The 23,149-nt window shown below is 71.4% G+C and carries 19 protein-coding genes and 3 pseudogenes; 13 read left to right on the top strand and 9 right to left on the bottom strand.

From position 1 onward, the window contains the following. Positions 1–74 precede the first annotated feature (74 nt). Positions 75–359: pseudogene (locus tag BMY40_RS28990) on the bottom strand (acyl-CoA thioesterase domain-containing protein); the annotation flags it as partial. 715 nt (positions 360–1,074) lie between these two features. On the opposite strand from BMY40_RS28990, the gene BMY40_RS23700 reads away from it, so the two are divergent. Together BMY40_RS23700 and BMY40_RS29190 are read left to right on the top strand one after the other, a co-directional pair. Then, positions 1,075–2,301 (top strand): MFS transporter, encoded by a 1,227-nt coding sequence (locus BMY40_RS23700; protein ID WP_093662812.1) that lies wholly within the window; start codon positions 1,075–1,077, stop codon positions 2,299–2,301. 150 nt (positions 2,302–2,451) lie between these two features. Next, a pseudogene (locus tag BMY40_RS29190) lies at positions 2,452–2,984 on the top strand (asparagine synthase-related protein); the annotation flags it as partial. Positions 2,985–3,014: 30 nt separating this feature from the next. Here BMY40_RS29190 and BMY40_RS23690 read toward each other — a convergent pair. Continuing rightward, a complete protein-coding gene (locus tag BMY40_RS23690; protein ID WP_093662811.1) occupies positions 3,015–3,785 on the bottom strand; it encodes a calcium-binding protein in 771 nt (256 codons plus the stop codon). Between the two features lie 847 nt (positions 3,786–4,632). On the opposite strand from BMY40_RS23690, the gene BMY40_RS23680 reads away from it, so the two are divergent. Next, positions 4,633–5,307, top strand: a complete 675-nt coding sequence (locus BMY40_RS23680; RefSeq protein WP_459076274.1) for a lytic polysaccharide monooxygenase auxiliary activity family 9 protein — start codon at positions 4,633–4,635, stop codon at positions 5,305–5,307. Positions 5,308–5,623: 316 nt separating this feature from the next. Here the strand turns inward: BMY40_RS23680 and BMY40_RS23675 are convergent, their stop codons facing one another. Further along, positions 5,624–7,030, bottom strand: a complete 1,407-nt coding sequence (locus tag BMY40_RS23675; RefSeq protein WP_177214108.1) for a phosphatase PAP2 family protein — start codon at positions 7,028–7,030, stop codon at positions 5,624–5,626. 246 nt (positions 7,031–7,276) lie between these two features. Between BMY40_RS23675 and BMY40_RS28120 the strand changes: the two genes are divergently transcribed. Beyond that, positions 7,277–7,906, top strand: a complete 630-nt coding sequence (locus BMY40_RS28120) for a DUF2238 domain-containing protein (protein ID WP_177214105.1) — start codon at positions 7,277–7,279, stop codon at positions 7,904–7,906. Positions 7,907–7,917: 11 nt separating this feature from the next. Here the strand turns inward: BMY40_RS28120 and BMY40_RS23670 are convergent. Further along, positions 7,918–8,277, bottom strand: a pseudogene (locus BMY40_RS23670) (transposase); the annotation flags it as partial. Between the two features lie 396 nt (positions 8,278–8,673). Here BMY40_RS23670 and BMY40_RS23665 point away from each other — a divergent pair. Beyond that, positions 8,674–9,090, top strand: a complete 417-nt coding sequence (locus BMY40_RS23665) for a hypothetical protein (protein WP_093662808.1) — start codon at positions 8,674–8,676, stop codon at positions 9,088–9,090. Between the two features lie 186 nt (positions 9,091–9,276). Here BMY40_RS23665 and BMY40_RS23660 read toward each other — a convergent pair whose 3' ends face one another. Continuing rightward, entirely contained in the window at positions 9,277–9,621 is a 345-nt protein-coding gene (locus BMY40_RS23660) for a hypothetical protein (RefSeq protein WP_245770283.1), read from the bottom strand. Positions 9,622–9,838: 217 nt separating this feature from the next. Between BMY40_RS23660 and BMY40_RS23655 the strand changes: the two genes are divergently transcribed. The 3 genes from BMY40_RS23655 to BMY40_RS23645 all read left to right on the top strand — a co-directional run bounded on the left by BMY40_RS23655 (position 9,839) and on the right by BMY40_RS23645 (position 13,080). Continuing rightward, positions 9,839–10,693: an ECF-type sigma factor gene (locus tag BMY40_RS23655; protein WP_107436788.1), complete on the top strand. Its 855-nt coding sequence runs from the start codon at positions 9,839–9,841 to the stop codon at positions 10,691–10,693. Then, on the top strand, positions 10,690–12,648 hold the full coding sequence (locus BMY40_RS28985) for an SsgA family sporulation/cell division regulator (protein WP_093662807.1): 1,959 nt from the start codon (positions 10,690–10,692) through the stop codon (positions 12,646–12,648). The genes BMY40_RS23655 and BMY40_RS28985 overlap by 4 nt, the downstream gene beginning before the upstream one ends. Before the next feature lie 144 nt (positions 12,649–12,792). After that, positions 12,793–13,080 carry a hypothetical protein gene (locus tag BMY40_RS23645; RefSeq protein WP_093662806.1) on the top strand — a complete coding sequence of 96 codons (288 nt, stop codon included), beginning with the start codon at positions 12,793–12,795 and terminating at the stop codon, positions 13,078–13,080. A 147-nt stretch (positions 13,081–13,227) separates the two neighbouring features. Here BMY40_RS23645 and BMY40_RS23640 read toward each other — a convergent pair whose 3' ends face one another. Next, entirely contained in the window at positions 13,228–13,686 is a 459-nt protein-coding gene (locus BMY40_RS23640; protein ID WP_093662805.1) for a winged helix-turn-helix transcriptional regulator, read from the bottom strand. 86 nt (positions 13,687–13,772) lie between these two features. On the opposite strand from BMY40_RS23640, the gene BMY40_RS23635 reads away from it, so the two are divergent. The 3 genes from BMY40_RS23635 to BMY40_RS23625 all read left to right on the top strand — a co-directional run bounded on the left by BMY40_RS23635 (position 13,773) and on the right by BMY40_RS23625 (position 16,412). Next, a complete protein-coding gene (locus BMY40_RS23635) occupies positions 13,773–15,032 on the top strand; it encodes an MFS transporter (protein ID WP_093662804.1) in 1,260 nt (419 codons plus the stop codon). A gap of 175 nt (positions 15,033–15,207) precedes the next feature. Further along, entirely contained in the window at positions 15,208–15,396 is a 189-nt protein-coding gene (locus tag BMY40_RS28760; protein WP_245770282.1) for an LLM class flavin-dependent oxidoreductase, read from the top strand. 491 nt (positions 15,397–15,887) lie between these two features. Further along, positions 15,888–16,412 (top strand): RICIN domain-containing protein, encoded by a 525-nt coding sequence (locus BMY40_RS23625; RefSeq protein WP_143071815.1) that lies wholly within the window; start codon positions 15,888–15,890, stop codon positions 16,410–16,412. 287 nt (positions 16,413–16,699) lie between these two features. On the opposite strand, the gene BMY40_RS23620 is transcribed toward BMY40_RS23625, so the two are convergent. Further along, the gene (locus BMY40_RS23620; protein ID WP_093662802.1) at positions 16,700–17,659 is read right to left on the bottom strand and encodes a LysR family transcriptional regulator; all 960 of its coding nucleotides are present in this window, start codon (positions 17,657–17,659) and stop codon (positions 16,700–16,702) included. 327 nt (positions 17,660–17,986) lie between these two features. Between BMY40_RS23620 and BMY40_RS23615 the strand changes: the two genes are divergently transcribed. Continuing rightward, entirely contained in the window at positions 17,987–18,373 is a 387-nt protein-coding gene (locus tag BMY40_RS23615) for a hypothetical protein (RefSeq protein WP_218158312.1), read from the top strand. Positions 18,374–18,891: 518 nt separating this feature from the next. On the opposite strand, the gene BMY40_RS23610 is transcribed toward BMY40_RS23615, so the two are convergent. Continuing rightward, positions 18,892–19,545 carry a hypothetical protein gene (locus tag BMY40_RS23610; protein ID WP_245770281.1) on the bottom strand — a complete coding sequence of 218 codons (654 nt, stop codon included), beginning with the start codon at positions 19,543–19,545 and terminating at the stop codon, positions 18,892–18,894. After that, complete coding sequence (locus BMY40_RS23605) at positions 19,542–21,239, bottom strand: PHP domain-containing protein (protein ID WP_093662800.1); 1,698 nt, start codon at positions 21,237–21,239, stop codon at positions 19,542–19,544. The genes BMY40_RS23610 and BMY40_RS23605 overlap by 4 nt, the downstream gene beginning before the upstream one ends. Before the next feature lie 614 nt (positions 21,240–21,853). On the opposite strand from BMY40_RS23605, the gene BMY40_RS23600 reads away from it, so the two are divergent. Then, positions 21,854–23,104, top strand: coding sequence for a poly(ethylene terephthalate) hydrolase family protein (locus BMY40_RS23600; protein WP_093662799.1), 1,251 nt, complete (start codon positions 21,854–21,856; stop codon positions 23,102–23,104). Positions 23,105–23,149: the final 45 nt, after the last annotated feature.

The raw sequence follows: 23,149 nt of genomic DNA, 5'->3' as shown, positions 1-23,149 counted from the left end.
GGCGGACCGGCGGCCATCCGCCACGCACGGGCCAGCATCACCGTTTCCCCGCCGGAGCCGATCTCCCCTTCCAGCAGCTCCGCGTGGCGGCCCGAGCGCACGGTCCGGACGCTGACGTGGAGGTCGGCGACGGGCACCGGACGCGGTAGTTCCACCGTCATCCGGGCGAGCCGGAAGCCCGGCCGCGGCTCGTGCCGTTCCATCGCTCTTCCCAGCAGCGCCGAGGGTGGCCCGCCGTGCTGCCAATCGGGGCTCCAGGGCCCCGCGGTGGCCGGACCGCTCGCATACCGGCCGTGTCCCAGATCGCGGTAGAAGGCTTCCGGGGGAACGGCCGGAGCGGAGGTGTCCGCGGTGTTCACAGGGTGTGCTCCTCATCGACGACGGACTCGGACGTGGGACCGGCCGTGATCCGGCCGGTTTGATCTGGTTGATCTGGTGGACGCCCGCGGCGTCCCGGCCCGTTCCCCGGACGGCGGGCATCACTGTCCTGGGGCGGCGGGGACGCCCGCCGGTCCGGCTCCTCCCGCCTCTCCCCGGGCGCGGAACCAGCGCCGGCGGGACTCGGGCGGACCCCCGCCGTGCGGTGCGGCCGAAGTGCCGGCGCAGGGTCGCGGCCGTGCCCATGCCGGTCCGAACGGCGATCCGCTCCACGCTCAGACGTGTGGTCTCCAGCCGGCGCCGAGCCGGCTGGACGCGCTGCGCCATGTCGTCCACCGTCACCTGGCTGTCCAGGCGCTGTGTCACCCACGACAGGACGTCGGTGAGGATACGGTCCTCGCCGACGGGCTCGGAGAGGGCGGGCGGGTGCGCCTTCCCCTGGAACCGCTCCGGAGTGCGGCGGCGGCCGACTTGCCGAAGTCGCCCATGGCTGGGGTTTGCCCGCCCGGTACGGGCCGCTGCTGTGAAGTTCCGGAACCGGCTCCTCTGACCGGCGGTGACGATCCGACGGCGGTTCGGCAGGTGCGTGACACCGTCCTCGTACCGCAAGGGTGATGTCGCGAATCCGCCAGCCCTCGCCGCCCGGGGCCTGCTGGACTGACCGCGCAACGACAGGCCCTTCACAGGACGGAACCCATGGCCCCGACAAACACCGCCGTCACGCGCCGCCCCGGCGGAACCGATCTGCCGGCCCGATCCCCGCTGGTCGGATGGCTGGCCGTGGTCTCGGTGATGCTGGGAATCTTCTCGATCGTCACAACCGAGATCCTGCCGATCGGCCTGCTCACCATGATCGGATCGAGCTTCACCGTCTCGGACGGGATGGCGGGTCTGATGATGACCATGCCCGGTTTCCTCGCGGCCGTCTCCGCACCGGTGGTCACCGTGGCGGCCGCGCGCATCGACCGCCGTCTGATGCTGTGCGTGTTCATGTTCCTGCTGGCCGTGGCGAACTTCCTGGCCGCCGTGGCGTCGGACTACTGGCTCGTTCTGCTCTCCCGGACCGTCGTCGGCATCGTCATCGGCGGCTTCTGGTCGATCGGTGCGGGGCTGGCCGAACGCCTGGTGCCCGCGGAGTCGGTCGGCCGCGCCACAGCGGTGATCTTCTCCGCGGTGCCGCTGGGCTCGGTGCTCGGCGTGCCGGCCGGCACCTTCATCGGCGATCTGGCCGGATGGCGCACGGCGTTCGTCGTCATGGGCGTCCTGACGGTCGGTGTGCTGGTCATGCTGATGCTGGTCATGCCACCGCTGCCGCCGGACCGGGCGACCCGCCTGAGCGTGCTGCGGGGCATGTTCGGCAGCGTCAACACGCGCTTCGCGCTGCTGCTGACCTTCCTGGTCGTGCTGGCGCACTTCGGCACCTACACCTACGTGACGCCGTTCCTGGAGCAGGTCACCGGTATCGGCCCCCAGGTGATCACCGTCTTCCTGCTGATCTACGGCGCCGCGGGCATCGCCGGGAACTTCCTGGGCGGAGCGATGGTCGCCCGCCGCCCCCGGGCCGTCTTCGGTGCCGCCGCGGGCATGATCGCGGTCGCTGCCCTGCTGCTGCCGGTCCTGGGGCGCTGGGAACTCGGCGTCGTGGCCCTGCTGGTCGTCTGGGGCGTCGGGTACGGCGCGGTTCCCGTCTCCTCCCAGACCTGGTTCGCCAAGGCGGCCCCCGGTGCGCCCGAGGCGGCCTCGGTGCTGTTCACCGCGTCCTTCCAGGCGACGATCTCGCTCGGTGCGCTGGTGGGCGGCTTCGCCCTGGACCGCACCTCCCCGTCCACGGTCATGACTCTCGGCGGCATCACCGCCACCCTCATGGTCGTGGCCGTGGGGGCCCACTTCGCCCGGCGCCTGACATGGCCGGACGGCACCTGACCGCCACAAGGGCCCCGGGCGCCCGAAACATACCGGAACTCGCCCGGTCGCACGGTGCGCGGCCCTCGGGGTTGGTCGGACCCGAGGGCCGCGAGCGACCACACCAGGGAGAGGACGACGTACATGTGCGGAACCGTCGGTTGAGCGGATGAGGAACCGGTCCCGGTCCGCGACCGCCTGGACGTCAAGCCGCTCCACCACCCCACCCCCAACGGCGTCCTTCTCGGTTCCGAACCCGAGGCGGTCCTGGCCAATCCGGAGATCCCCCGCCGTGTGAACGCCGACGGGGTCCGCGAGACACCGGACATGGCCAAGGCCCCCGAACACGCCGTCTTCACGGGCATGTCGGAGTTCCGCCCCGGGCCCCTGGCCGCGTGCGCCGCCAGGGGCCGAGCAAGCACCGGTACTGGGCGCTCGAGGCCGTGGAGCACACGGACTCCCTTGACCGGACCGTGCGCACCGTCCGGGAACTCCTCGAGGACGTCGTGTCCCGGCAGCTCATCTCCGACGTCCCGCTGTGCGGTCTCCTGTCCGGTGGACTGGACTCCTCGGCCGTCACCGCGCTCGCCGCCAAGGCCTGGAAGGAGCAGGGTGCCGGCCCCGTCCGCTCCTTCCCCGTCGACTTCGTCGGAGCCGCCGAGAACTTCGTCCCCGACCCGCTGCGCAGCACTCCCGACGCTCCCAACGAGCCGACCACCACATGGGACAGGCTCTTACGGGAGGACGATGTTGCGGCCGGGTCCGCCTTCGAGGGTGTCCTCTCCGGGGCCACCGCAGACGAGGTCGTCGCCGCCTTCGCCGTCCAGTGTGTCGTCGCCGGGGCCGCCGAGGACGATGTCGCGGCCGTCCCCGCCCATGGCGTGGTCGTCGCCGGGGCCGGCGTGCACGATGTCGTCACCGCCGTAGCCCTCGATCATGTCGTCGCCCCGGCCGCCCCACATCCGCTGGTTGCCGCCGTCACCCATCAGGTGGTCCATGCCGTCGCCGCCGTGCAGGGCTGCGGGTCCCATGACCATGTCGTTCCCCGCGTCGCCCAGCACCGTGCGTGCGGTGTGGGCGTGCAGTTCGTCGTCGCCGGGGCCGCCGCTGACGGTGCCGATCCCGGGGGTGAAGGCGGCGATCGTGTCGTTGCCGTCGCCGAGGAAGACGTCGATCCTGTCGGGCCGGGGACTGTCGGCTGGCAGTTCGCAGACGACGGAGGTGGTGTCCTCGGCTCTGGAGTACGCACAGTGGTCGCCCGGTTCGAGCGGGACCACGTCGCTGAAGCCGATCCGCCGGATCCCGTCGCTGGTGTACATGGAGAATATGTTGAGGTTGTTGGTCTGTCCTGCAGCGGCGGTGAAGACGATCGACTGAGTTGCCCAGTCGGCTCCGACGCGGGCCTTCGCCTCGGCGGCGGTGGCGGCGGCTGCCGGGCCGACGGCGAGGCCGGCGGTTAACAGGGTCACGGCGACCGCGCCGACGGTGGCTCGGTTTCGGTTCATGAAGCCTCATCTCGGTGGAGTGACGGTGGACCGATCTGCTTGGCGTGCTGCCGGGGATCGGGCGGGCCCGGTCGTAAAGGCAGTCTCCCCTGCCGGTCCGGATCTGCAAGACCGCGAGCTGACGCGGCGTCATGGTAAGCCGATGTCTCTCCGGATGTGGTGGCTGGGCTTCTCTGGTCAGGCGTGTTCCCGGTGTCGCCGTGGCAGGGGTCGCTGGCTCAACTCCGGCTCGGTGAAGTCGAGTCGGCCGACGCATTCGATGGTCGGGATTGCCGGAGGAGCGGAAGGCGGCTGCCCGGGTGCGGGCGGAGGGGCTTCGCTCTCGGGCGGAACGAATCGGGGTCGGATTCGCCGAGGTGGAAGCGGTGTTGGAGGGCCGGGTGATCGACCGGGAGGAGCTCATCGTGGCCCTTGGCCGCTCCGGACGTGGCGGGAGTGCCCGCTGCGGGTGCGCGGGGCGGTATCGGCGGTGGCCGAAGAGGCCCTTGGCGCGGGGACTGTCGTGTCGCACTGGCACGAGGCGGCGACCGCGGAGGTGCTCGCGGTGGACTACCGGCGGATCGTCGAGCCGGTGGCCGCTACGTGGGTGAGGGCGGAGGGCTCGGCGGGAGAACCACCATCAGTGGGGAACCGGCGACGGCCGAGCCGCAGCCCATGCCGCCCGCTCACCGCGGGGCAGCCCTGTCCGGAACACGTGAACGGTTCCGGCTCCCGGCTCACGGCAGATTCCCTGCTCGCCGCCCACTCCTGTAATCAACTCCGTTCGTTTCATTGACATTTCACTCAGAAGACGTACCGTTGGGAGCGCTCCCATCGCAGCGTTGCAACTGGAAGGAGTTCCCCCCACATGCGCAAGCAGAGTCCGTTAAACGGGCGTTCGCGGTCGTCCCTCCGCCGGCCCCTCCAGACGCTCGTCATGCTGTTCGCCGTGGTCGTCGGCGCACTGACCTGGTCGGCCCCCGCCCAGGCTCACGGCACCATCGTCAACCCCGCCACCCGCGCTTACCAGTGCTGGAAGACGTGGGGCAGCAACCACACGAGCCCGGCCATGCAGACCGAAGACCCCATGTGTTACCAGGCATTCCAGGCCAACCCCGACACCATGTGGAACTGGATGAGCGCGCTCCGCGACGGCCTCGGTGGCCAGTTCCAGGCGCGGACCCCCGACGGGACGCTCTGCAGCAACAACCTCTCGAGGAACGCCAGCCTGAACAAGCCCGGGGCGTGGAAGACGACCAACGTCAGCAACAACTTCACGATCCAGCTGCACGACCAGGCGTCCCACGGTGCCGACTACTTCAGGGTCTACGTGAGCAAGCAGGGCTTCAACCCCAAGACCCAGACCCTGGGCTGGGGCAACCTCGACTTCATCACGCAGACCGGCCGCTTCGCCCCGGCGCAGGACATCAGGTTCAACGTCAACACCTCCGGCTACACCGGACACCACATCCTGTTCGTGATCTGGCAGGCCTCGCACCTCGACCAGGCCTACATGTGGTGCAGCGACGTGAACTTCGGCTGAGCCGGAGAGCGCCGCACACGGCACCGCCCTTGACCGGGCGCCGGTAACCCGCCGCCCGGCCGACCGAGCCCCGTGGGGGCAGGGGACCCGTTTGGTCACCCTGCCCCGACGGGGCTCCCCGCGCTCCTGGTGTGAACACACCCGATCGCGCGGCAGTCGCACGGTAGCCGGCTCCCCACCGTCTCGTCGTACGGCTCCGGCAACCCCGAGAACACCGTTCCCACGAGCGCGCTCGCAGCATGCACGCTCAATGATCACAGGTGAGCACTCACCGTCACCACCGAAGGTGAGGCAGAGCCGAACGTCTTACAGGCCCTCATCGCGCCCCGGCCGTCTCCTCGGGAACAGCGCACAACGGCGTCACCGACGGCGGCCGGGTCACCCACCAGCACGCCGCCATCCAGAGCGCGGCCAGCAGGACGGAGGCCAGGACGTCGCTGAGGTGGTGCACTCCGGCGTACAGACGCTGGAACGCCACAGCCGCCGGGGCCAGCACCACCAGGGCCGCGGCAGCCAGCCGCCACCACCGCCCCCGGGTCACCCGGAAGGCGGTGATCGCGGCGCACAAGGTGAGCGTGACGGTGGCGGCCACATGCCCGGACGGGAAACTCGCCATCGGCCGCAGACCGGTGTTGAGCTGGGCGACCTCCGGGCGTTCCCGGGCGACGGCAATGGTCAGGGCCAGGTACAGGGTGAGTTCACCGGCGAGCCCGAGACCCACCACGGCCACGGGCCGCCAGTCACGGGTCACGGCGACCCCCAGCGGAGCGATCACCAGTGCCCCGGTGATGATGCCCGGTGTGCCGCCGAGGACCTCCACCCGGCCGGCCACGGTATCCAGCCACGGGGTGCGCAGGTCGGCTGCCCACAGCGCCACCGCACGGTCCCAGCCCGGTGGCCCGGGGTCCGATCCCGCCTCCACCAACAAGTAGCCCAGGCCGTACAAGAAAGCGGCGATCAGGACCCAGGCCACCAGCAACTCCACCAGCGCGTGCGCGGGCCGAGGCAGCGCGGGGGAGTGCCGCCGCGGCACCGGCCGCAGGCCCCCCGAGGGCGCGGGCTCCAGCCCGGCCGACAGAGGAGGCGTCCCGCGCGCCCCCGGCAGAGCCCCCCATCGCCACTGCCGGAAGGCGATGGCGGTCAGACCCAGCCACACCAGGCCCAGCAGCCACCCGGCCACCACGTCGCTGAGGTAGTGCACCCCCAGCGCCATCCGGGTCAGACCCACCACGAGGACGGCCGACACCATCACCGCGGCGAACACGGGGCGCGCCCGGCGACCCACCACGGGCAGGAACACCAGCAGCAACACCCCGTAGGACACCGTCGACCCCAGCGCATGCCCACTGGGAAAGCTCATGCCCGACTGGACGGACAGCGACTCCTCCACCACCGGCCGCGCCCGGCCCACCAGCTCCTTGACCAGCGCGTTGAGGCCCATCGCGCCGAGCGCGGTGGCCGCCACGTACAAGGCGACCCACCCCTGGCGGCGCAGCACCAGCCACAGCACACCGACGCCCAGCAGCCACAGCAGCATCGGTGTGCCGCCCAAATCGGTGAGCACTCCCATGGCCCGGGCGAGCACCGCGCCCTCGGCCACCACCGAGTTCAGGGCGTCGGCCACGGCCTGATCGGTGCGCCGCAACGGCGCCCACCGGGCGCGGACCAGCAACAGCAGCAGGACGAACCCCAGCCCGGCCACCAGCACCACCGACCAGACCACGGCACTGCGCCTCTCGGACCGCCTCTCGGTCCGCGCGCCGGCCCGCCCTTCGGTCCGTCCCAGTCGTGCCGGCACGCACTGTCCCTTCTCCCGGGGAAACATGGGTGTACGAGGACACCGCCGGCTCCGCCTCCCAGCGGGCCATGCGGCGTGAGAGCGTCCGGTACCCGGTTTCCCGCGATGAAACCCCGCCCGCCTCCCGCAGAGGCGTGGTTGGCTCCACGCGGACGGGAAACCCGCCCACCCATGCCGACCGCCACAACCGACCAGAAGACCACAGCGAGGACCGTCCTCGGCCGCACCTGCCGCATCGGCGCCGACCTGATCAGAGCCGGGGCCGCGATCTCCGCGATCGCCGCAGCCTTCCTGTCCCTAGAAGGGGTGTTCCGCTTCACCCTGCTGTTCCTGGCCCTGCTGGTGCCCCGACTGGCCGGGCTGCGCGCTCCGGTGGACCTGCTGGTGTGCGCGGTGTTGACGGTGGCCGCCTGGTCCTCCCCGGCCAACTGGTACGAGCTCGCCCCCTGGTACGACACGCTCCTGCACGCGGTGGTCCCCGGCGTGGTGGCCGCGACCTTGCACCTGCTGCTGATCCGATGGCGCCTGCTGCCTCCGCTGAAGGCGCGCGAACTGCGGACCACCTCGGTTCCCCTGCTGACCACCGCGCTGGGCTGCACCGTGGCACTGCTGTGGGAGCTGTACGAGTGGTTCGGCAAGGACGTGCTCGGCGCGCAGATCGCCGCGCACTACGACGACACCATCGCCGACATGGCCGCAGGCTTCGCCAGCTCCCTGGCCGCCGGAACCGCCCTGGCCACCTGGGCCCGCCACCGCGGCCGCGTCTCCCAAGAACAGGAGACCAGCCCCCTGGCGGGGTAGACGGCCCTGTCTTCCCCTCCCGGAGGATTGCTCGTCACGGATTGAGGAGTCCGAGCTGCGGGTTGCCGGGGCGGGACCGGCGTAGGCGGCGAGGTGGCCGGCGGTCGGGAAGGTGCTGCCGCCGCCGACCTCGGTCAGAATGCGGGCCCCGGTCCTGACACCGACCCCGGCACCGAGGTCAGGGTCTTGGGAAGAGGGCGGACCTCCAGGAGTTCCTCGATCCGTCTGGCCAACAGTTTCCGCAGGTCAAGGACGGCGGTCAGCGATCCGGCCAGGCTCGGGACGATCAGCGCGGCCGCCTCGGTCCCCGGAACGGTGACGGTCTGCTCATCCGGCGCGGCGAAGATCTCCTCCAAGCGATCCACGACGCGGTCGAAAAAGACGGAAAGATCGTCACCTGCGACGTCCACCTCGAGTACAGCGACCACCAGAGGGACTCCGTACCGGAGTGCATCCGGCTCGAAGCCCACGGTCAAAAAGGAAAAACGATCGTGGCACCACCCTGGACAACCCCGCCCACGCACAGCAGCAGCGACACCGCCAAGGACGCCGGCCATGACCGGCCCCGACGACCTGACCCGGCTCTGCCCCCCCGCCTGCCACACCCCCGGCCGTGGACTGGCCGGCCGTCGAGGCCACCCTCGGCCTGCGCCTGCCCGGCGACTACAAACATCTGGCCTCCGCCTACGGACCCGGCGCGTTCTGCGACTTCCTCCGCATCTACCACCCCCACGCCCCCCACCCCATGGGCCGGCCTCACCGGCCCCATGCCCGCCATCCTGCGCGACCAGCTCACCCAGGACCGCGACCAGGACCAGTTCCCCGTCCCTCACGACCCCCAGGCGCTGTTCGCCGCCGGAGTGACCGACAACGGCAACCACCTGTTCTGGATCACCACACCCCGAACCGCCCCCGATACCTGGTGTATCACCGTCAACCAGCCCCGCGACCGCGACTGGTACACCTTCGACGGCACCCTCACCGACTTCCTCACCGCCGTCCTCGGCGGACATGCCCAGGTCCCCGTCTTCCCCGACGACCTCCCCGACGGGGCGTCTCCTTCGCTCCGGCCCCCGCCCGGCCCGCTCCCGCGCCGGCATCGCCCCCCGGCAGCGGGCGGCGCATCGACTCCCAGGCGGTACGCGCATGGGCCCGCGCCATGGGAAGAAGCCCACCCCGCCTGAACCGCCACATCCCACGCACACGAACCAGCAGGTGACGGCGCCCGCACGTCCACTCGCTCCGTGGTGAGCGAAGACGGGGCGGTGGGGACAGCCAGGGTGGTGGCCGTGCCCATGGTGGGTGGGGGAGCGGTTTGCCGTGGCCTGGGGTGGGGCGGCGCCCCGGGGTGTGCGGGGCGCCGCCGGGTGTCAGGTGGCGATGATGGTGTGGAAGAACAGGACGGCGCCGGCGAAGGCGGCGCCGCCGGCCAAGAGCGCGGTGGCGGTGTTGTGCTGGGCGAGGTAGGTCAGCACGGCGGTACCGGTGGCGGCGAGGGTGCCGAGCAGCAGGATGAGGGCGCTGCGCAGACACAGCAGGGGTTGTCCCCCGCCGGGGGCAGGAGGCTGTGGGGGATGCGAGCCGACCGGGGTGTGCTGGTGGGGCACGGCCTGCGGGGCGTGGCCGGCGGGGACGCCCGGTGCGGGGGAGGGGCGGCCGGTGGCCTGGCCGCCGGTGTGGCCGTGGTCCTGCTCCGGGAAGGGATGCGCGGTCATGGTGTCCTCCGGTGAGGTGACGGGTGGCCGCCGCGGTTGCGGTGGCCGCTTGGTGTGGGTGTAGAGGACCACCCCCCGCCATCCCCCGCGTGATGCACGTCACATCTGTTGAGTGGAGGTGGGGAGGGGGGAGAACCGCACGGCGCGTCTATGACCTCGTTGTGAGACGGGCGGCGGGTTCGGGGCCCGTCGGAGGGGCGAGGCGAGGGAGCGAAGTGTGCCGGACGGAATCTGTGAGGGGCGTGCTCCCCGCGGCGTTACGCCGCACAGCAGGCAGGCGACCGCCGAGACGAACGGCTTCCTGTACACCCTGGAAGAGGACCTCGCCGGTGCGGAGGGCGCGTCGGCCCGCGTTCAGCGCCGCGAAGCCGATGCCGCCCTGGTGGAGTTCTTGCGCCGCCGGGACTTCTCAGGCCCCCACTACCGAACCTTCACCGAGGAACTGATGGAGTACGGGTGGCGCACGTTGAGCACCTGGAGTGCCACCGGCCGTATCTTCGACCGCGCAGCCGACATGGGCCGCCCCATACCGCCGGACATGCTGCCCACCACCTGGACGTGGAAGTACGAGGACCGCACCCAGGTCGTCACCGACACCGTCATCAAGGGCAGCGCCCTGTTCCGCGAGCACGGCCTGATCCGCGGCAAGTGGACGCCGCACGGCGGCGCCAGCCTGACGACCTACTTCGTCGGTGCCGGCATCCTCACCTTCCCCGCCGTCTACACCCGCTGGTGCAAAACCCACCGCATGGGCCAGGCCGAACTGGACCGCCGTCCCGACAACGGCGACGGCCTCCTCCACGCCCAGCGCGACATCCCCGACCAGCGTGCCACCGACCCCGTCCACGCCGCCGCCCTCTACGACGACATCCGCCGGCTGCGCCCGCTGCTGCCCGACGAGCAGCTGCGCGAGGCCCTCGTATGGATGGCCCTGGGCTACACCCAGACCGAGGCCGCACAGCAGGTCGGCCTGACACCCAAGGCACTCGAGAGGCGCCTGGCCCGCGCACGCACCAAGGTTTCCGCCGGCGGCTTCCACCGGAGCCGACCGGAGGAGGGGGGAGCACGATGAGTGTTCACAAGGACGAGGCGATGCACACCACCACCGCTGACGACGCCGAGTTCGCGGCCCTCATGGCCGCCTCCAGTCTGGGCGCGCCCCACGTACACGCCCTCGGCGCGGCCATCCCCGAGGAGGCCAGGCGCCGGCTGCACGCCGCCGCCTGGGAAACCACCTGCGACAGCGATGCCGACGAGGACCCAGCCGCACCCGGGAACGACAGCGGCACCTCCCAGGAGCAGGCCCCGTCCGAGGGCACCGGCAGCACACCGGAGGCGGACACGCTCGCCGAGGCGGCCGGATCAGGCCGCGTGCCGCTGCCTGGCCTGTGGCGCCTGCTCCGGGCGGACGGCCACGGTCTTCTGCCGGACCAGGGTGTGGCTGCGCCCGGGGACTGCTCGTTGGCCGCCCGGTTGCTGACCGCACGCCTCAACCCGCCGCGGCCGCGCGGCATCGCTGCCAGGCTTGCGCTGGACTTTCTGCGCACCTACACGGACTCCCGGGCCATCGAGCACCTCGGCAAGCCGCACACTGCGGACTCAGGCAACACCGCGCTGGTGGCTGCTGCGCTGTGGCTGGTGATGAGCAGCAGGCGAACCCATGGTGGGCGGACCGCCTTCCACCCGGTGGCCGAGTACCCGGGCCTCTGCCCCACTGCGCCGGCCATGGGCGGAGGCTTCACAACGGCGGCCTCCCAGGCGTCGACGGGCTCTGCTCCCATCGCAGACGACCCCGCTATTGCCGTGCTCGCCAACGGCTGCGGCCACGGGCCCGCCACGGCCATCGCAGCCGGAAGCGCCCTGTGGCCCTGGCCGTCGGCCGGGATACGGCCCAGCGTCCTGGGGCTCTCCACGGCCTGGCGCCGGCTGGTGGCACAGCCACCCGCCGGCCAGGAGATCGGGACATCGGCCAGCGCGGTCGCGGAGGCCGGCCTGCCGCCCGGCCGTGCCGAGAAGAGCGGGAGCAGCCGGCTGCCCTCCGCACGCCTGACCGACCTTCTCCGGGTGGCACCACCGCTACCGTGCGACCACGCCTGCCCGCGACTCCTCCGCCCAGGCCGCGCAGCAGACGCGTGGGAGATCGACGCAGCACACCGCATCATGAGCGAGCTGGCCCAGCAGGCATGCCCGGACGCCGCGGCAGGAGACCTCGCTTACCGGAAGGTGAACCCGATAGTCGAAAAGCTTCCACGAGGACACGGCCGGGCGGCGCACCCCGCGTTCTCTCCGGCTCACCTGCTGGTAGCCGCCGAACTCGCGGTGGACCTGGCCCCGGCACACCGCCGTGCCATTCCGGCCCAGCCACCTCCGCTGCCGGATATGGACGCCTACGCTCCCCGGCCCAGCAGTGCCTTGCTGGTACCCACCGCCGCGGGCCGCCCTCCGCGCGGCACAGGGCACCGCGCCGCCGCGGACGGCGCTGTCGACACCCTGCCGAGAACCGCCCGTCTCCCGCAGGAACCGCCGCCCTCCAGCACCGACGGCGGGATCCTGCTGTGGAGCGAGCAGGGCGGCGGCGGACCCGAAAAGCACGCGCAGCTGTGGCTGCGCCTGCACGAGGAAGAAGACGACCGCGGCAAACGGCTTCCGGTCCGCCTGATCTACCGAGCCGCGGACAGGTACGCGATCACAGCCGTCTTCAACGCAGGCACCGACGAGGAAAGGACATGGCTCTTCGCCCGCGAACTGCTGGCCGACGGCCTGCACCACAGCGTCGGCATCGGCGACGTGATCGTATGGCCCGGACCTGACGAGCCGCACCCCGCCGACCACCGCAGGCGGATCTTCGTCCGGCTGCGCTCCGCCGAAGGAACGGCGCTGCTGTCGATGGCACGCGAAGACGCCATCGCCTTCCTCGACGCCGGCGCACCACTGGCAGAACAGGCGGCCACAACCGCCCCGGCAGACACCCTCGATGAGTGGGAGAACGAGCTGACCAAGATCATCTGCCCCCGTTCCGGTGAGTAACTCCGCCCGGCTACCAGGTGGCTTCCCTCGCAACGGAGCGAGTGCCCCCCGTTCAACGCGCCTGACGCCCCAGGAGGCAGCCGAAGCGTGCCCGGACAACGGAGGAGATGCGGCAGCGGGTGTCGGCGGCGCTGGGGGTGGTGAATGGCCACCGCCGCCCGGTTGCGGCAGATGGTGTGCCCGGGGACCGCGGATCTGCAGACCGCGCGCAACGCGTGCAAGGACCTCGCGGTCGCAGGCCTGGCGAAGTCGGTCGGCAAGGCCATCCGGATGGGGAAGGGCGGCGAGCGGCTGTGGAACCTCACCCCGGCCGGTCTGGGGACCGTCGTTGTGCTGGACTGGTCAGTGAGGAGATGGGCGGCACCGCCGGGGGCGCGGAACCCGAAGCCGCCTGCCGGCTCGCAGCCGCGGCGGGCGCCCCGTTCCCGGTGAGCGCCGCCGTCCGTCGCGCGGCGGCATGCCGGGTCGGCGATTCGGCCGGTGGCTGCGCCGCTGCGGCCGGCTCTCCCGAGACCGCCGTCTCCCGGGCGGGTGTGTGGAGGGTGCGGTGTCCGCGAGATCTGGAGGGGCCGGGGGCTTCTACCGGGCCTTCTGCACGTGGGTGGTGTCGGCGTCGAGGGGGGTGCCGTCGGTGGTGATCGGTGTGAATTCCGGTACCGGGGCGCCGTGCCGGTCGACGAGGGTGGAGTGGGCCTCCCCGGGGGCGAAGGCGTGGCGTTCCCCCCACTGGCGCAGAGCAAGGATGACGGGGAAGAGGGCACGGCCGGCGTCGGTGAGTACGTACTCCTGGCGGCGGCCCGACGGTGCGGTGTGCTGGGCGAGGAGTCCGTGAGCGGTGAGCTTGCGGAGGCGGTCGGTGAGGATGTTGCGGGCGATGCCGGTGCGTCGCCGGAACTCGGTGAACGATCGTGCTCCGTCCATCGCGTCGCGGATGACGAGAAGGCTCCACCGGTCGCCGACGAGGTCGAGCGTGCGGGCGACGGGGCAGTCGGGGTCGGTCCAGCCGGTGTCCGGTGCGCGCCCGGTGCTGCGTGACATGCCACCTCCCATAGGTTGCGGATTGAAACCAGCATGCCGTACCGTCAAATCAGTTTCATTTTGCTACTAATTGAGTTTGGGGCGCAATGAACGCATGGCGGCGGCTGCTGCTCGCGCTGGTGTGTGGTGTCGCTGTGGCGAGCGTCTACGCCGCACAACCGGTCCTGGAGCCGATGGGACGCGACCTCGGTTTGCCGGAAGAACTCACCGGGTGGATCGTCGCGACCGGACAGTTCGGCTACCTGGCAGGACTGGTGCTGCTGGTGCCGCTCGGCGACGTGGTCGACAGGCGCCGACTCATCGCCGTGCACCTGGCGATCACCGCAGGGGGGATGCTCCTGACAGCCTCGGCGTCAGCCGCGTGGGCGGCCTTCGCCGGGCTCGCGACGGCCGGGGTGTTCGCGGTCGTGGTGCAGACCACGGTGGCCTACGCCGCGTCGGTCTCGGAGCCCGCCGAACGCGGACGGAACATCGGTGTCGTGACCTCGGGCGTCGTGGTCGGCATCCTGGGCGCGCGGGTCGTCACCGGTGCGCTCGCCGACGTGTGGGGCTGGCGGAGCGTCTATGCCGTGCTCGCGGTGCTGTCACTCGGGTTGGCGGCCCTCGTCCTCGCCGCACTGCCGCCGGAGGAACGCCCCGGCCCGCCCACGGAGTACCGGCAGGTCGTCGCCTCGCTCGGCGGACTGTTCGGGCAGCGCCTCTTCCTGACACGCGGGCTCATCGCGTTCTTCCTGTTCGCGTCCTTCGGAACCCTGTGGAGCGGACTGTCCCTGCCGCTGGCGGACACACCGTGGCAGCTGAGCGAGAGCCAGGTCGGACTGTTCGGCATCGCCGGACTGGCCGGCGCGCTCGGCGCGGCACGTGCCGGGCGGTGGGCGGACGCGGGACGGGCGGTCCCGGTCACCGGTCTCGCGCTCGCCCTGCTGGTCCTCTCATGGGCGGCGATCGCGCAACTGCCGTGGTCGCTGTGGCTCCTCATCGCCGGCATCGTGGCCCTCGACTTCGCGGTCCAGGCCGTACACGTGAGCAACCAGCACCTGCTCACCACCGCGCATCCGGACCGCGTCAGCAGCGTCATCGGGGGCTACATGGTCTTCTACTCACTCGGCTCCGCTCTCGGTGCGGCCGGGACCACCGCCGTCTTCGCCGCCGGCAGCTGGACCGGATCCAGCCTCCTCGGGGCCGGGTTCGCGGCCTGCGCGCTGGTCGTCTGGGCGACCGACAGACGATCGCACCACGGCAACGCGAACCTCCGGTCCGACACCGCGGGCGCGCGTCAACCCCGGACGGAGACGCAAGGAGCCAGCCAGGCCGGACAGTTGACGAACGACTCCGGAGTGTCCTGATCACCCCTCGCCGCCGAGGCCACTGCCTGCCAGGCGCTCTGGATGACCGGGAACCGGCACACCCTGGCCGGCGATCCGCTCCGCGAAGTCACCTGTCTCGCCGGGCTTGAGGGGCGGCCCCGCCGGGCCCGGCCCTCAAGCCCCGGCCACCAGGGGGACGGCAGACTCCCCGTTCGTGGCCCTGGCGGCCGCCGCGCCGGTCACCGAACGCATCGAACGCATCGGCCTCGGGCCCTACGTGTCCAACGCCGGAGTGCGCGAGCCGCTGCTGCTCGTCTCTGACCTCGCGACCCTGGACGTCGTCTCGGGTGGCCGGGCCGGCAGCACCACGATCGGCTGCGCGGGCGGAAAGCGCCGTGCCTGAGCCCTCGTCGAAATCCTCGCTCGTCGCATCCGCACCCAAGGCCGCAATACCGAGGTTCGGTACCTGCACGCCCACCTGCCCTGCGTCCTCGCCCCGCCCGCCGCCCCGGCACAAGGTAAAGCGGACGGTGACGAAGGTGGCCTCCAACTCGCCGTGTCTCTCGGCGTGGTGGGCCTGATTGCCGTGGTAGGGCAACCACTCGGCAGGCGCTGAGAATCCGGGTGCCGGGGTGGTTGACGGGCTTGGAAGCTGGTTTTCACTCGACCGGCGGGATTGGTCGCCCCGGACGCGCGCCTCCGTGTGCGGAGGGTGGCACGAATGTGCTCCCCGCGCGGTCGTCCGCGCTCTGACCGGGGCTGCGATGGCGGAGGCAGGCTGGTCACCGCGGGGGCTGCACCAGGCAGCCGCCGATGTCGATCAGGGAAGGGACGGAGAAGATCTTGCTGCTCCGAGGGCGTCTTCGGATTCTGCTGACCGCTGCGGTGGCCGCCATGACCACCACGGGGCTGTCGGTATCACCGGCCCACGCCGCACCCCCGGTAGGCCAGGATGTGATCATCAGCAACTACGCCAGCAACTGGTATCTGTCCACCGACCACCAGACGGTGGCCGAGAACCAGCGTGTCCAGATCTGGGACCGTGACCCGATGGCCAACAACGGCGCCGGCAGCATCTGGCGCCTCACCGCCCGCGCGGACGGAAGCTACAGCATCTCCCCGAGCGAGCCGTACGGCCGCACCCCGCAGTTCTGCCTGTCCAACGAGAAGACCCCGGGCAGCAGCGGTGAAGGGGCCGTGTGGGTCAGGCGCTGTGCCGGCGCGGACTCGCGGCAGTCCTGGTGGATCGGTGAGACCAGCAGCCGCTCCTACATCCACACCATCGTCCCCGCGAACGACCCCGACTACGCGCTGGGCCCCCACCGCGGCCTGGCCGCGGCCGACGTCCATGTCAACGTCACCCGCCGGCAGGGCGGCACCCCCGCGACCGTCCAGATGTGGAAGATCAACCCTGCCTGAGGCCCAGCCGCCAAGGCCTCCGCCACGGTGGAGTTCCGTGTCCCCGCGGACGCGGAGACACGGAACTGTGCGGGAAGGAGACTCTCACTGGCGGTAGCGGCCGGCACTCCCCACCGGCCGCTACCGGGTCCATCCGCAGTGCACCGAGCCTCGGCCACCACCAGCGGGGACAGACCTGTCGCAGCCAGCCGGGGGCCGTGCGGGCCTGCCCTTCCCGTCCCCGAGCAGGAACGGCCGCCCAAGGGCCGTACTTGGGCACGGTGCGGAGACACCCCGACCGGCGGCGGTCACGGCCGGGCGTGGTCTTGCGGGAGCGACCGTGCGGCCTGCCGTACGGCAGCGACGACGGGGTTGTCGCGATTTTGGGCCACCCACGCCAGGGCTGAGGTGCAGGGAGGGAGGCCGTCGACGTCGATGTAGCTGACTCCGGGGCGGCGAAAGAAGTCACGGGCGGCAGCAGGCAGGAAGGACATGGCCTCTCCCTGCGCCACGGTGTGCAGCAGTGCTTCCATGTCCGCGGCGATTGGCCCGTACCGTACGGGAGTGCCGTCGGGACGCGGGTCCACTGCCCAGAAGTTCCACCACACCCGCGGTATCTGAGGGGGGACGTCCACCACCGGGTATCCGTTGAGCTGGGCGAGGGCGAGCCGGGGGAGGGCCGCCAGGGGATCACTGCTCGGCAGGCAGGCCACCCGGGGTTCGGTCGCGAGGTGGTGCAACTCGATATCGTCCGGCACTGGCGGCCGCAGGAAGACGACGTCGGCTTCCTGCCGGTACAGAGCGGCCAGATGGGCGGCGAAGTTGAGGCTGAGAATCTGTATCTCCAGCCGGGGGTGCTGACGGCGCAGTGCCTGGAGAACGGCACGCGTGTGCGGCATGGCTGCCTCCGCCCCGATGGTGCCCACCCTCAACTGGCCGGACAGGTGACGTCCCTGCGCGTCCGCGGCCCGGCGTAAACGCGCCATCGCCTCGACGGCCGCTTTGACGTCGGGCAGCAATGCCCGGCCGGCCGAGGTGAGAGCGACCGTCCGGCTGGTGCGTTCGAAAAGGTCAACTCCGAGGCGTTTTTCGAGGTTGCGAATCTGCTGGCTCAGAGCGGGTTGTGTGATGAACAAGCGCGCTGCGGCGTGGCCGAAATGCAACTCTTCGCTCAGGGCCAGAAATAATCGCAGTTGGTGAGTGCTGGGTTCCGCCGATGGTGTCACACCCGCTTTGGCTGACTCATCTGCCACCTCACCTGCGGTCATGGAGAGCAGCTTATCAAACGCGCCGTAATTCTCATCGTTTGCCGCCTGACATCCGCTGCCTCGCCGTGCGAATGTCTAGGGGCGCCCGGTCAGCCGAACCGACCACCGTCGAATCGGACCCGACTCTGCGCGGGGCAGGCCGAAGGGGGATTGGAATGAAGGCGCTGGAGCGCCTTACGTGAGGTGGCGTTTCCGGTGGACAGGCACGGGGACGTTTCGAAGGAACCTGAAGAGCTGGAGCGGCCCCTCATGTCAAGCAACGATGAAGCCACAAGGGACGCGTCTGTCTCGGGCGGCTTTCCTATGACCGATCAGGGAGAGACGGGAATGCAGAGGAAGAGTTTGAGCTCGATGGCCAAGCTCGTGGCCACAGCAGCGGTGGGGATCATGGCGGCAGCAGGCATGGCCGCCCCGGCCGTCGCGGCGGAAGCCCAGCCGGCGGACCGGTCGACGTCCCAGAGCGTCGGCGTCCAAGCCCAGACCGTCACCACCTGGATCCAGGGCAATGTCCGGTACGGGCCGTCCACGGACTACGCCATCGCCTACACCGTCGCGGCGAACCAGAACCTCACCGCGGTGTGCTGGTTGTACGGCGGTTACGTCAACGCCAACGGCGTCTACCACAACAAGTGGGTGCGCCTCGCGGACGGCAGGTACATCTGGGGCGGCCTCCTCAAGGGGAACGAGACGGGCAACGTCTCCAACAGCTGCTGAGCCGTTACACGCCCGCCGCTCCCGCAGCCGTTGCGGGAGCGGCGGGTCGCCCGTCGAAGGGCCTCCCGCCTCCGCCTCCGGCCGCCCGCACCCACCGCCGCGACCGCCTGCCCGAGACCTACCGCGCCATCGCCGGCCTCGTCTCGACCGCACCGCGCAAGCCTGAACAAGGCCCTTCAAGCAGGCCAGCACGCCTCAGTCGCTATCACGCACCAACTCGTAAGCACCCCGATGAGCTCCGCATCGTTGCCGGTCTTCCCGTGTCCGGTAGACAGCGGGGTGCTGAGCGCGATCCCATCGGGGCGCGCGCAGGCGGGTCCTCGTTTGACCGATCCGACTCCACCGCGGCCGGGGAGAGCGGCTCTCGACCGGCGCCGTGGCCGGGCGGGCAACGCCCGGGGCCGCACCGGTGAGCGACGTCCGAATACACGGCGCTGGGCGTGCACGGTGACCCGTGCGCACGGTGCCGGAGCACGACGTCAAGCGGCACCGTGCGCACGGGAACGACTCGTCCGGCATCAGCCGTGCACGGCGCAGCACGGGTGTGGGTCGGGCAGGTCGAAGGGGAGGTAACCCCCGCGGGCCGGCACCAGCTTCAGCACCAGCACACCGGCCCGCCATTCCGGGCGCAGATGGCTCCGGGTGTCCAGCTCGACCGTCGGATCGGCCGGGGTGCCGCCGAGCACCTCGACCGCGGTGACGGCGCTTCGCTCCAGCAGTTCTCCGACGGTGAGCACCGTCGGCAGCCCGGCCGATCCGGGGAAGACCACCGCCCGCCCCCCGGTACGGGCGGTGCCCTCCGCCGCGGCGGCGCGAGCGGCGGTCCAGCCCTCCGGCGCCGCTCCGTACCCGTCCGTGGTGTCCGGGAGCGGCAGCCGACGGCTTCCCAGCACGGCGCGTACATCCGCGGGCAGTGCACCGAGGGAGCCGCCGGCCGCGGCGAGGCGGTCCAGGGCCGCCTCGGCCGCCGCCGCGTCCGGCAGCGCCAGGGACAGCGAGACCCGGCCGGGCGCGTCCGGCACCCGGTGGGTGCAGGCGAAGGCGGTCTCCGGCAGCGGCAGGTGCCGCGCCAGGGCGTGCAGCAGGTGGTCGGCCTCGCGCAGGCCGCCGGGGCCGGGGTCCAGACCGATCACGGTGCCGGTCGGAACGCCGGTCGGGACGGTTCCGGTCACGTGGGGATCACCCACATGGGGTTGGAGTAGAACCACAGGTCCAGCCACGGGTCGGCATCGCCCACCACGTCCAGTGCCGGGCCGTGCGGGTCCACCTCCGGGCCGCCCAGGCCGGGCTGGCTGCGGTTGCCGTCGGTGCCGCGCAGCCGCACGTACAGCGGGCTGCTCACCCTGCCCAGGTCGTAGGTGAGCCGCACACTGCCGGTGGACCTGCCCACCTCGAAGGACTCGACCACCCGGGTGTTCGGGGCGCTGAGGGTGTCCGGGTCGGAGGCCGGACCGGTCACCGCGCCCCGGATGACGTCCACTCGGGCCAGGACGGGCGTGAACTGTGCCCAGTTGGCGCCGTTGGCCAGCGCGATGTCGACGACCAGCTCCACCCGGGCACCGCGCCTGACCTGGAGCATCCCGCCCAGGGTGACGGACTTGCCGCCGCTGCGCAGCCGCGCGTCCAGACCGGAGATCAGACCACCGTGGTCCACCCACACCCGGCCCTCGCGCAGGCCCTCCATCACCGCCGCGTAGGAGAAGTTGCGGGCGCCGACATGGGTGCGGCTGTACTGGCCGGGCCAGAAGTCACCGGCGGTCAGGTTGGGCCCGCCGGAGTACACCGGATCGCCGTGGTGGCCGTTGGTGTTGAAGTCGGTGTCCGCCGGGCGCCTGGACAGATCGCCCCAGTTGACGTGGGAGTCGGAGTTGGCCGTGATCCACCAGGGCTTGCCCTCGGCCAGCAGACTGTCCCACAGGCCGCCGACCGTGGCGGTCATCCAGTCGAACCCGCCCCAGGTGCGGTAGCTTTCCGCCGGGTAGCCGGGCCATGAGTCGGCGCCGGGGGCCCCGCCGTAGTAGCCGCGGGCGCTGCCGGGGCCGTGCGGGGCGGGGATGCCGGCGGCCTGGTGGCCGGGAGCCCCCTCCATGCCGATCGCGATGGCGGGCTGGGCGTCGCGCCAGCCGCGTATCTCGTGCGGGGAGTCCACGCCGCGCCGGGCCGGGTGATTGGCGAGCATCAGCGCGTCCTTGATCTTCCTGCGGCGTACCTGCCGGGCCAGGAAGTCCAGGCCGGCGATGGCCAGGGCCTCGTTCTGCGGACTGCTGCCGCTGGTGCCGGTGACACCGCCGTCGTAGTCGGCCTCGAACTGCTTGAGGACCGAGACCTCGCCGGCCCCGGGGTGGACGAAGACAGTGCCGTGCTCGGCTCCGGGGATGTTCCACTCCAGCCCTTGGAAGACCAGGGAGTCGGAGAACTCGGCGCGGGCCCGCCTGATGTCGGGATTGACCTTCTCCACGCCGATGCGGACGTGGTTGGCGTTGCCGTGGTCGGTGATGACCATCCAGTCCAGGCCGTGGCGGGCGCCGTTGCGCACCTGGTCGGCCACCCGGTACATGCCGTCAGAGCTGTACTGGGTGTGGATGTGGTGGTCGCCGGCCAGCCAGAGCAGCTTGCCGTTGCTCCTGCCCTCACCGGAGGCAGCGGCAGCGGCGGGGGCGGCCACCCCGGGGAGGACGTTCGCGCCGGCGATGCCGGCCCCGAGCAGACCCGCCCGGCGCAGGATGCCGCGCCGCGACAGCTGCTCGGGGGTCAACTCGCCGTCGGGCACGGACGGGTCCATGGCCGCGGGCAGCGGTCCGGGCGCGGCCTCTCCACCGTGGTGGTGATGCGGGTGGGAGTGATCGTGGTGGTGTCCGGTACCCATGGGCGCTCCTGAGTTGTTCCAGGCCTCGGCGGTTGCCGAGGGGAACACTCGGGAGGGCAGATGAACGCCGAATGGCACCGGGCTGGCCCGGGGACGCAGTTTGCGCATCGTTGTCATATGCGCCAGGCCCATACGGGACATGCCGCCGGCTACGCCCCCTCGCCCGTCGCCCCGCCGACCGGGAACGCCCCTCCGAACACCCTGCGGCCCACCCCCCCGCCAGTCAGGCATGACGCCATCCACCGGTGCCGGGAAACCTCGCGCTCCCACTCGCGGCAGTCAGTGCGCCATCGCGACGTGACCGATGACGCCAGAGCCCGTCGCCCGGTCCGCTCCGGGCGCAGACAGTTCGTCGGCGGCAGGGCCGGGCCGACGGTCCTGCGAATGGCCGTTGGCCCTTCGGCCCCCGAGGGCGGCGATCTCCGGCAGAACGGACACCGGGCCGGTACCGCCGCCGGTGATTTCGCTGATGCCCTCTGCCCGGACCCCGACTTGAATCCGTACAGGCCGCTTGTGGAACGGTCTTCGGTGGTCGGGAGCAGACGCACCACCGGGGAGACCGGTGCGACGGCGCGCCGGCGTAACCGATGAGGCGGCCGGAAGGGATCTCGGACATGAATCGCTTCAGCAGACGCCTGCGGGTGTGGGGCGCGGTGGCCGTCGGCATCACCTCCGTGGGAGCCGTCGGCGCCACCGCGCCTCCCGCCTCCGCCGCCACCGCGGTGTACAGCGAGGACTTCTCCGGCGGACTCGGCACCTTCACCGCCTCCGGTTCCGTCCGGACCGGCGCGTACGGCGCCCGGATGAGCGGATCGCTGTTCTCCGACCCGTCCATGACATCCGCACCCGTCGATCTGACCGACTACAGCAGCGTGACGGTGTCGTACACCAGGACGGCGTCCGGACTGGACCTCGGCGAGACCTTCACCGCGGCCTACTCGGTCGACGGCGGCCCGTTCACCGCACTGGAATCGACGCGCACCGCCTCGGGTACCGCGTCGTTCCGCCTGCCGGCATCGGTCGACGGCCGCTCCCTGCGGCTGCGGTTCTCACTGGACGCCGACAGTGTTCTGGAGACGCTGACCGTCGGCGACGTACTCGTCGAGGCCGAGAGTGGCGGGGGCCCGACCGATCCTCCGGCCGGGTCGCTGCCCCCGGTGGACGACGTCACCGAGCCCGGCCCCTACGCGGTGACCGTCGACAGGTCCGCCGGCCCCGGCGGCGACGGGTGGCTGGTGTACCCGGCGGACACCGGCCGCAACGGGGTGGACCATCCGGTCTTCGTCTGGGGCCCGGGAGCGGGATCCGACCCCGCCGACTACGAGGACATGCTGCGCCAGTGGGCCTCGCACGGCTTCGTCGTCTACAGCGAGGTCTCCTCCAGCAGCGGCGACTACATGGTCGACGCCCTCGACTGGCTGGAGGACCAGAACGCCCGGCCCGCCAGCCCGCTCCACCAGAACCTCGACACCTCCGAGGTGGCCTTCGGCGGCCACTCCCGCGGGTCGATCGGAACGTTCGACGTCGCCGACGAACCGCGGCTGGAGACCACCATCCACGTGGCCGGCGGCTCCTTCGACGGCAACGGCCCGGACAGTCTGCGCAACCCGGCCCTGTACATCGGCGGCGACGAGGACTTCGCCACCGCGAACATGGAGCGTGACTACACCAACACCGGTGTACCGGTGTGGTTCAACGTCCTGGACGGCACCGACCACATCTACGCCACCCGCAACGGCCGGCACATCATCACCGCATGGCTGCGGTGGCACCTGGCCGACGAGGAGTTCCGCCGCACGGAGGACTTCCTGAGCAGCGCTTGCACCTTCTGCGGTCTCGGAGAGGTGCGGTACAAGAACTGGTGAGTTCGCGGTGGCAGACCGGGGCGGTGGTGCGGTGGGGAGCCGGGG

It is taken from the genome of Streptomyces radiopugnans (genome assembly GCF_900110735.1).
GTDB classification, from domain to species: Bacteria; Actinomycetota; Actinomycetes; order Streptomycetales; family Streptomycetaceae; genus Streptomyces; species Streptomyces radiopugnans.
Note: the sequence above shows the minus strand (reverse complement) of the source record. Positions and strands in the feature narration are given on the sequence as shown.

Bases quoted from the DNA above. Each gene is read 5' to 3' on its own strand.
- BMY40_RS23700 (WP_093662812.1), top strand. From the start codon at position 1,075: ATGGCCCCGACAAACACCGCCGTCACGCGCCGCCCCGGCGGAACCGAT.
- BMY40_RS23690 (WP_093662811.1), bottom strand. From the start codon at position 3,785: ATGAACCGAAACCGAGCCACCGTCGGCGCGGTCGCCGTGACCCTGTTA.
- BMY40_RS23680 (WP_459076274.1), top strand. From the start codon at position 4,633: ATGCGCAAGCAGAGTCCGTTAAACGGGCGTTCGCGGTCGTCCCTCCGC.
- BMY40_RS28120 (WP_177214105.1), top strand. From the start codon at position 7,277: ATGCCGACCGCCACAACCGACCAGAAGACCACAGCGAGGACCGTCCTC.
- BMY40_RS23665 (WP_093662808.1), top strand. From the start codon at position 8,674: ATGCCCGCCATCCTGCGCGACCAGCTCACCCAGGACCGCGACCAGGAC.
- BMY40_RS23660 (WP_245770283.1), bottom strand. From the start codon at position 9,621: ATGACCGCGCATCCCTTCCCGGAGCAGGACCACGGCCACACCGGCGGC.
- BMY40_RS28985 (WP_093662807.1), top strand. From the start codon at position 10,690: ATGAGTGTTCACAAGGACGAGGCGATGCACACCACCACCGCTGACGAC.
- BMY40_RS23645 (WP_093662806.1), top strand. From the start codon at position 12,793: ATGGCCACCGCCGCCCGGTTGCGGCAGATGGTGTGCCCGGGGACCGCG.
- BMY40_RS23640 (WP_093662805.1), bottom strand. From the start codon at position 13,686: ATGTCACGCAGCACCGGGCGCGCACCGGACACCGGCTGGACCGACCCC.
- BMY40_RS23635 (WP_093662804.1), top strand. From the start codon at position 13,773: ATGAACGCATGGCGGCGGCTGCTGCTCGCGCTGGTGTGTGGTGTCGCT.
- BMY40_RS23625 (WP_143071815.1), top strand. From the start codon at position 15,888: ATGACCACCACGGGGCTGTCGGTATCACCGGCCCACGCCGCACCCCCG.
- BMY40_RS23620 (WP_093662802.1), bottom strand. From the start codon at position 17,659: ATGACCGCAGGTGAGGTGGCAGATGAGTCAGCCAAAGCGGGTGTGACA.
- BMY40_RS23615 (WP_218158312.1), top strand. From the start codon at position 17,987: ATGCAGAGGAAGAGTTTGAGCTCGATGGCCAAGCTCGTGGCCACAGCA.
- BMY40_RS23605 (WP_093662800.1), bottom strand. From the start codon at position 21,239: ATGGGTACCGGACACCACCACGATCACTCCCACCCGCATCACCACCAC.
- BMY40_RS23600 (WP_093662799.1), top strand. From the start codon at position 21,854: ATGAATCGCTTCAGCAGACGCCTGCGGGTGTGGGGCGCGGTGGCCGTC.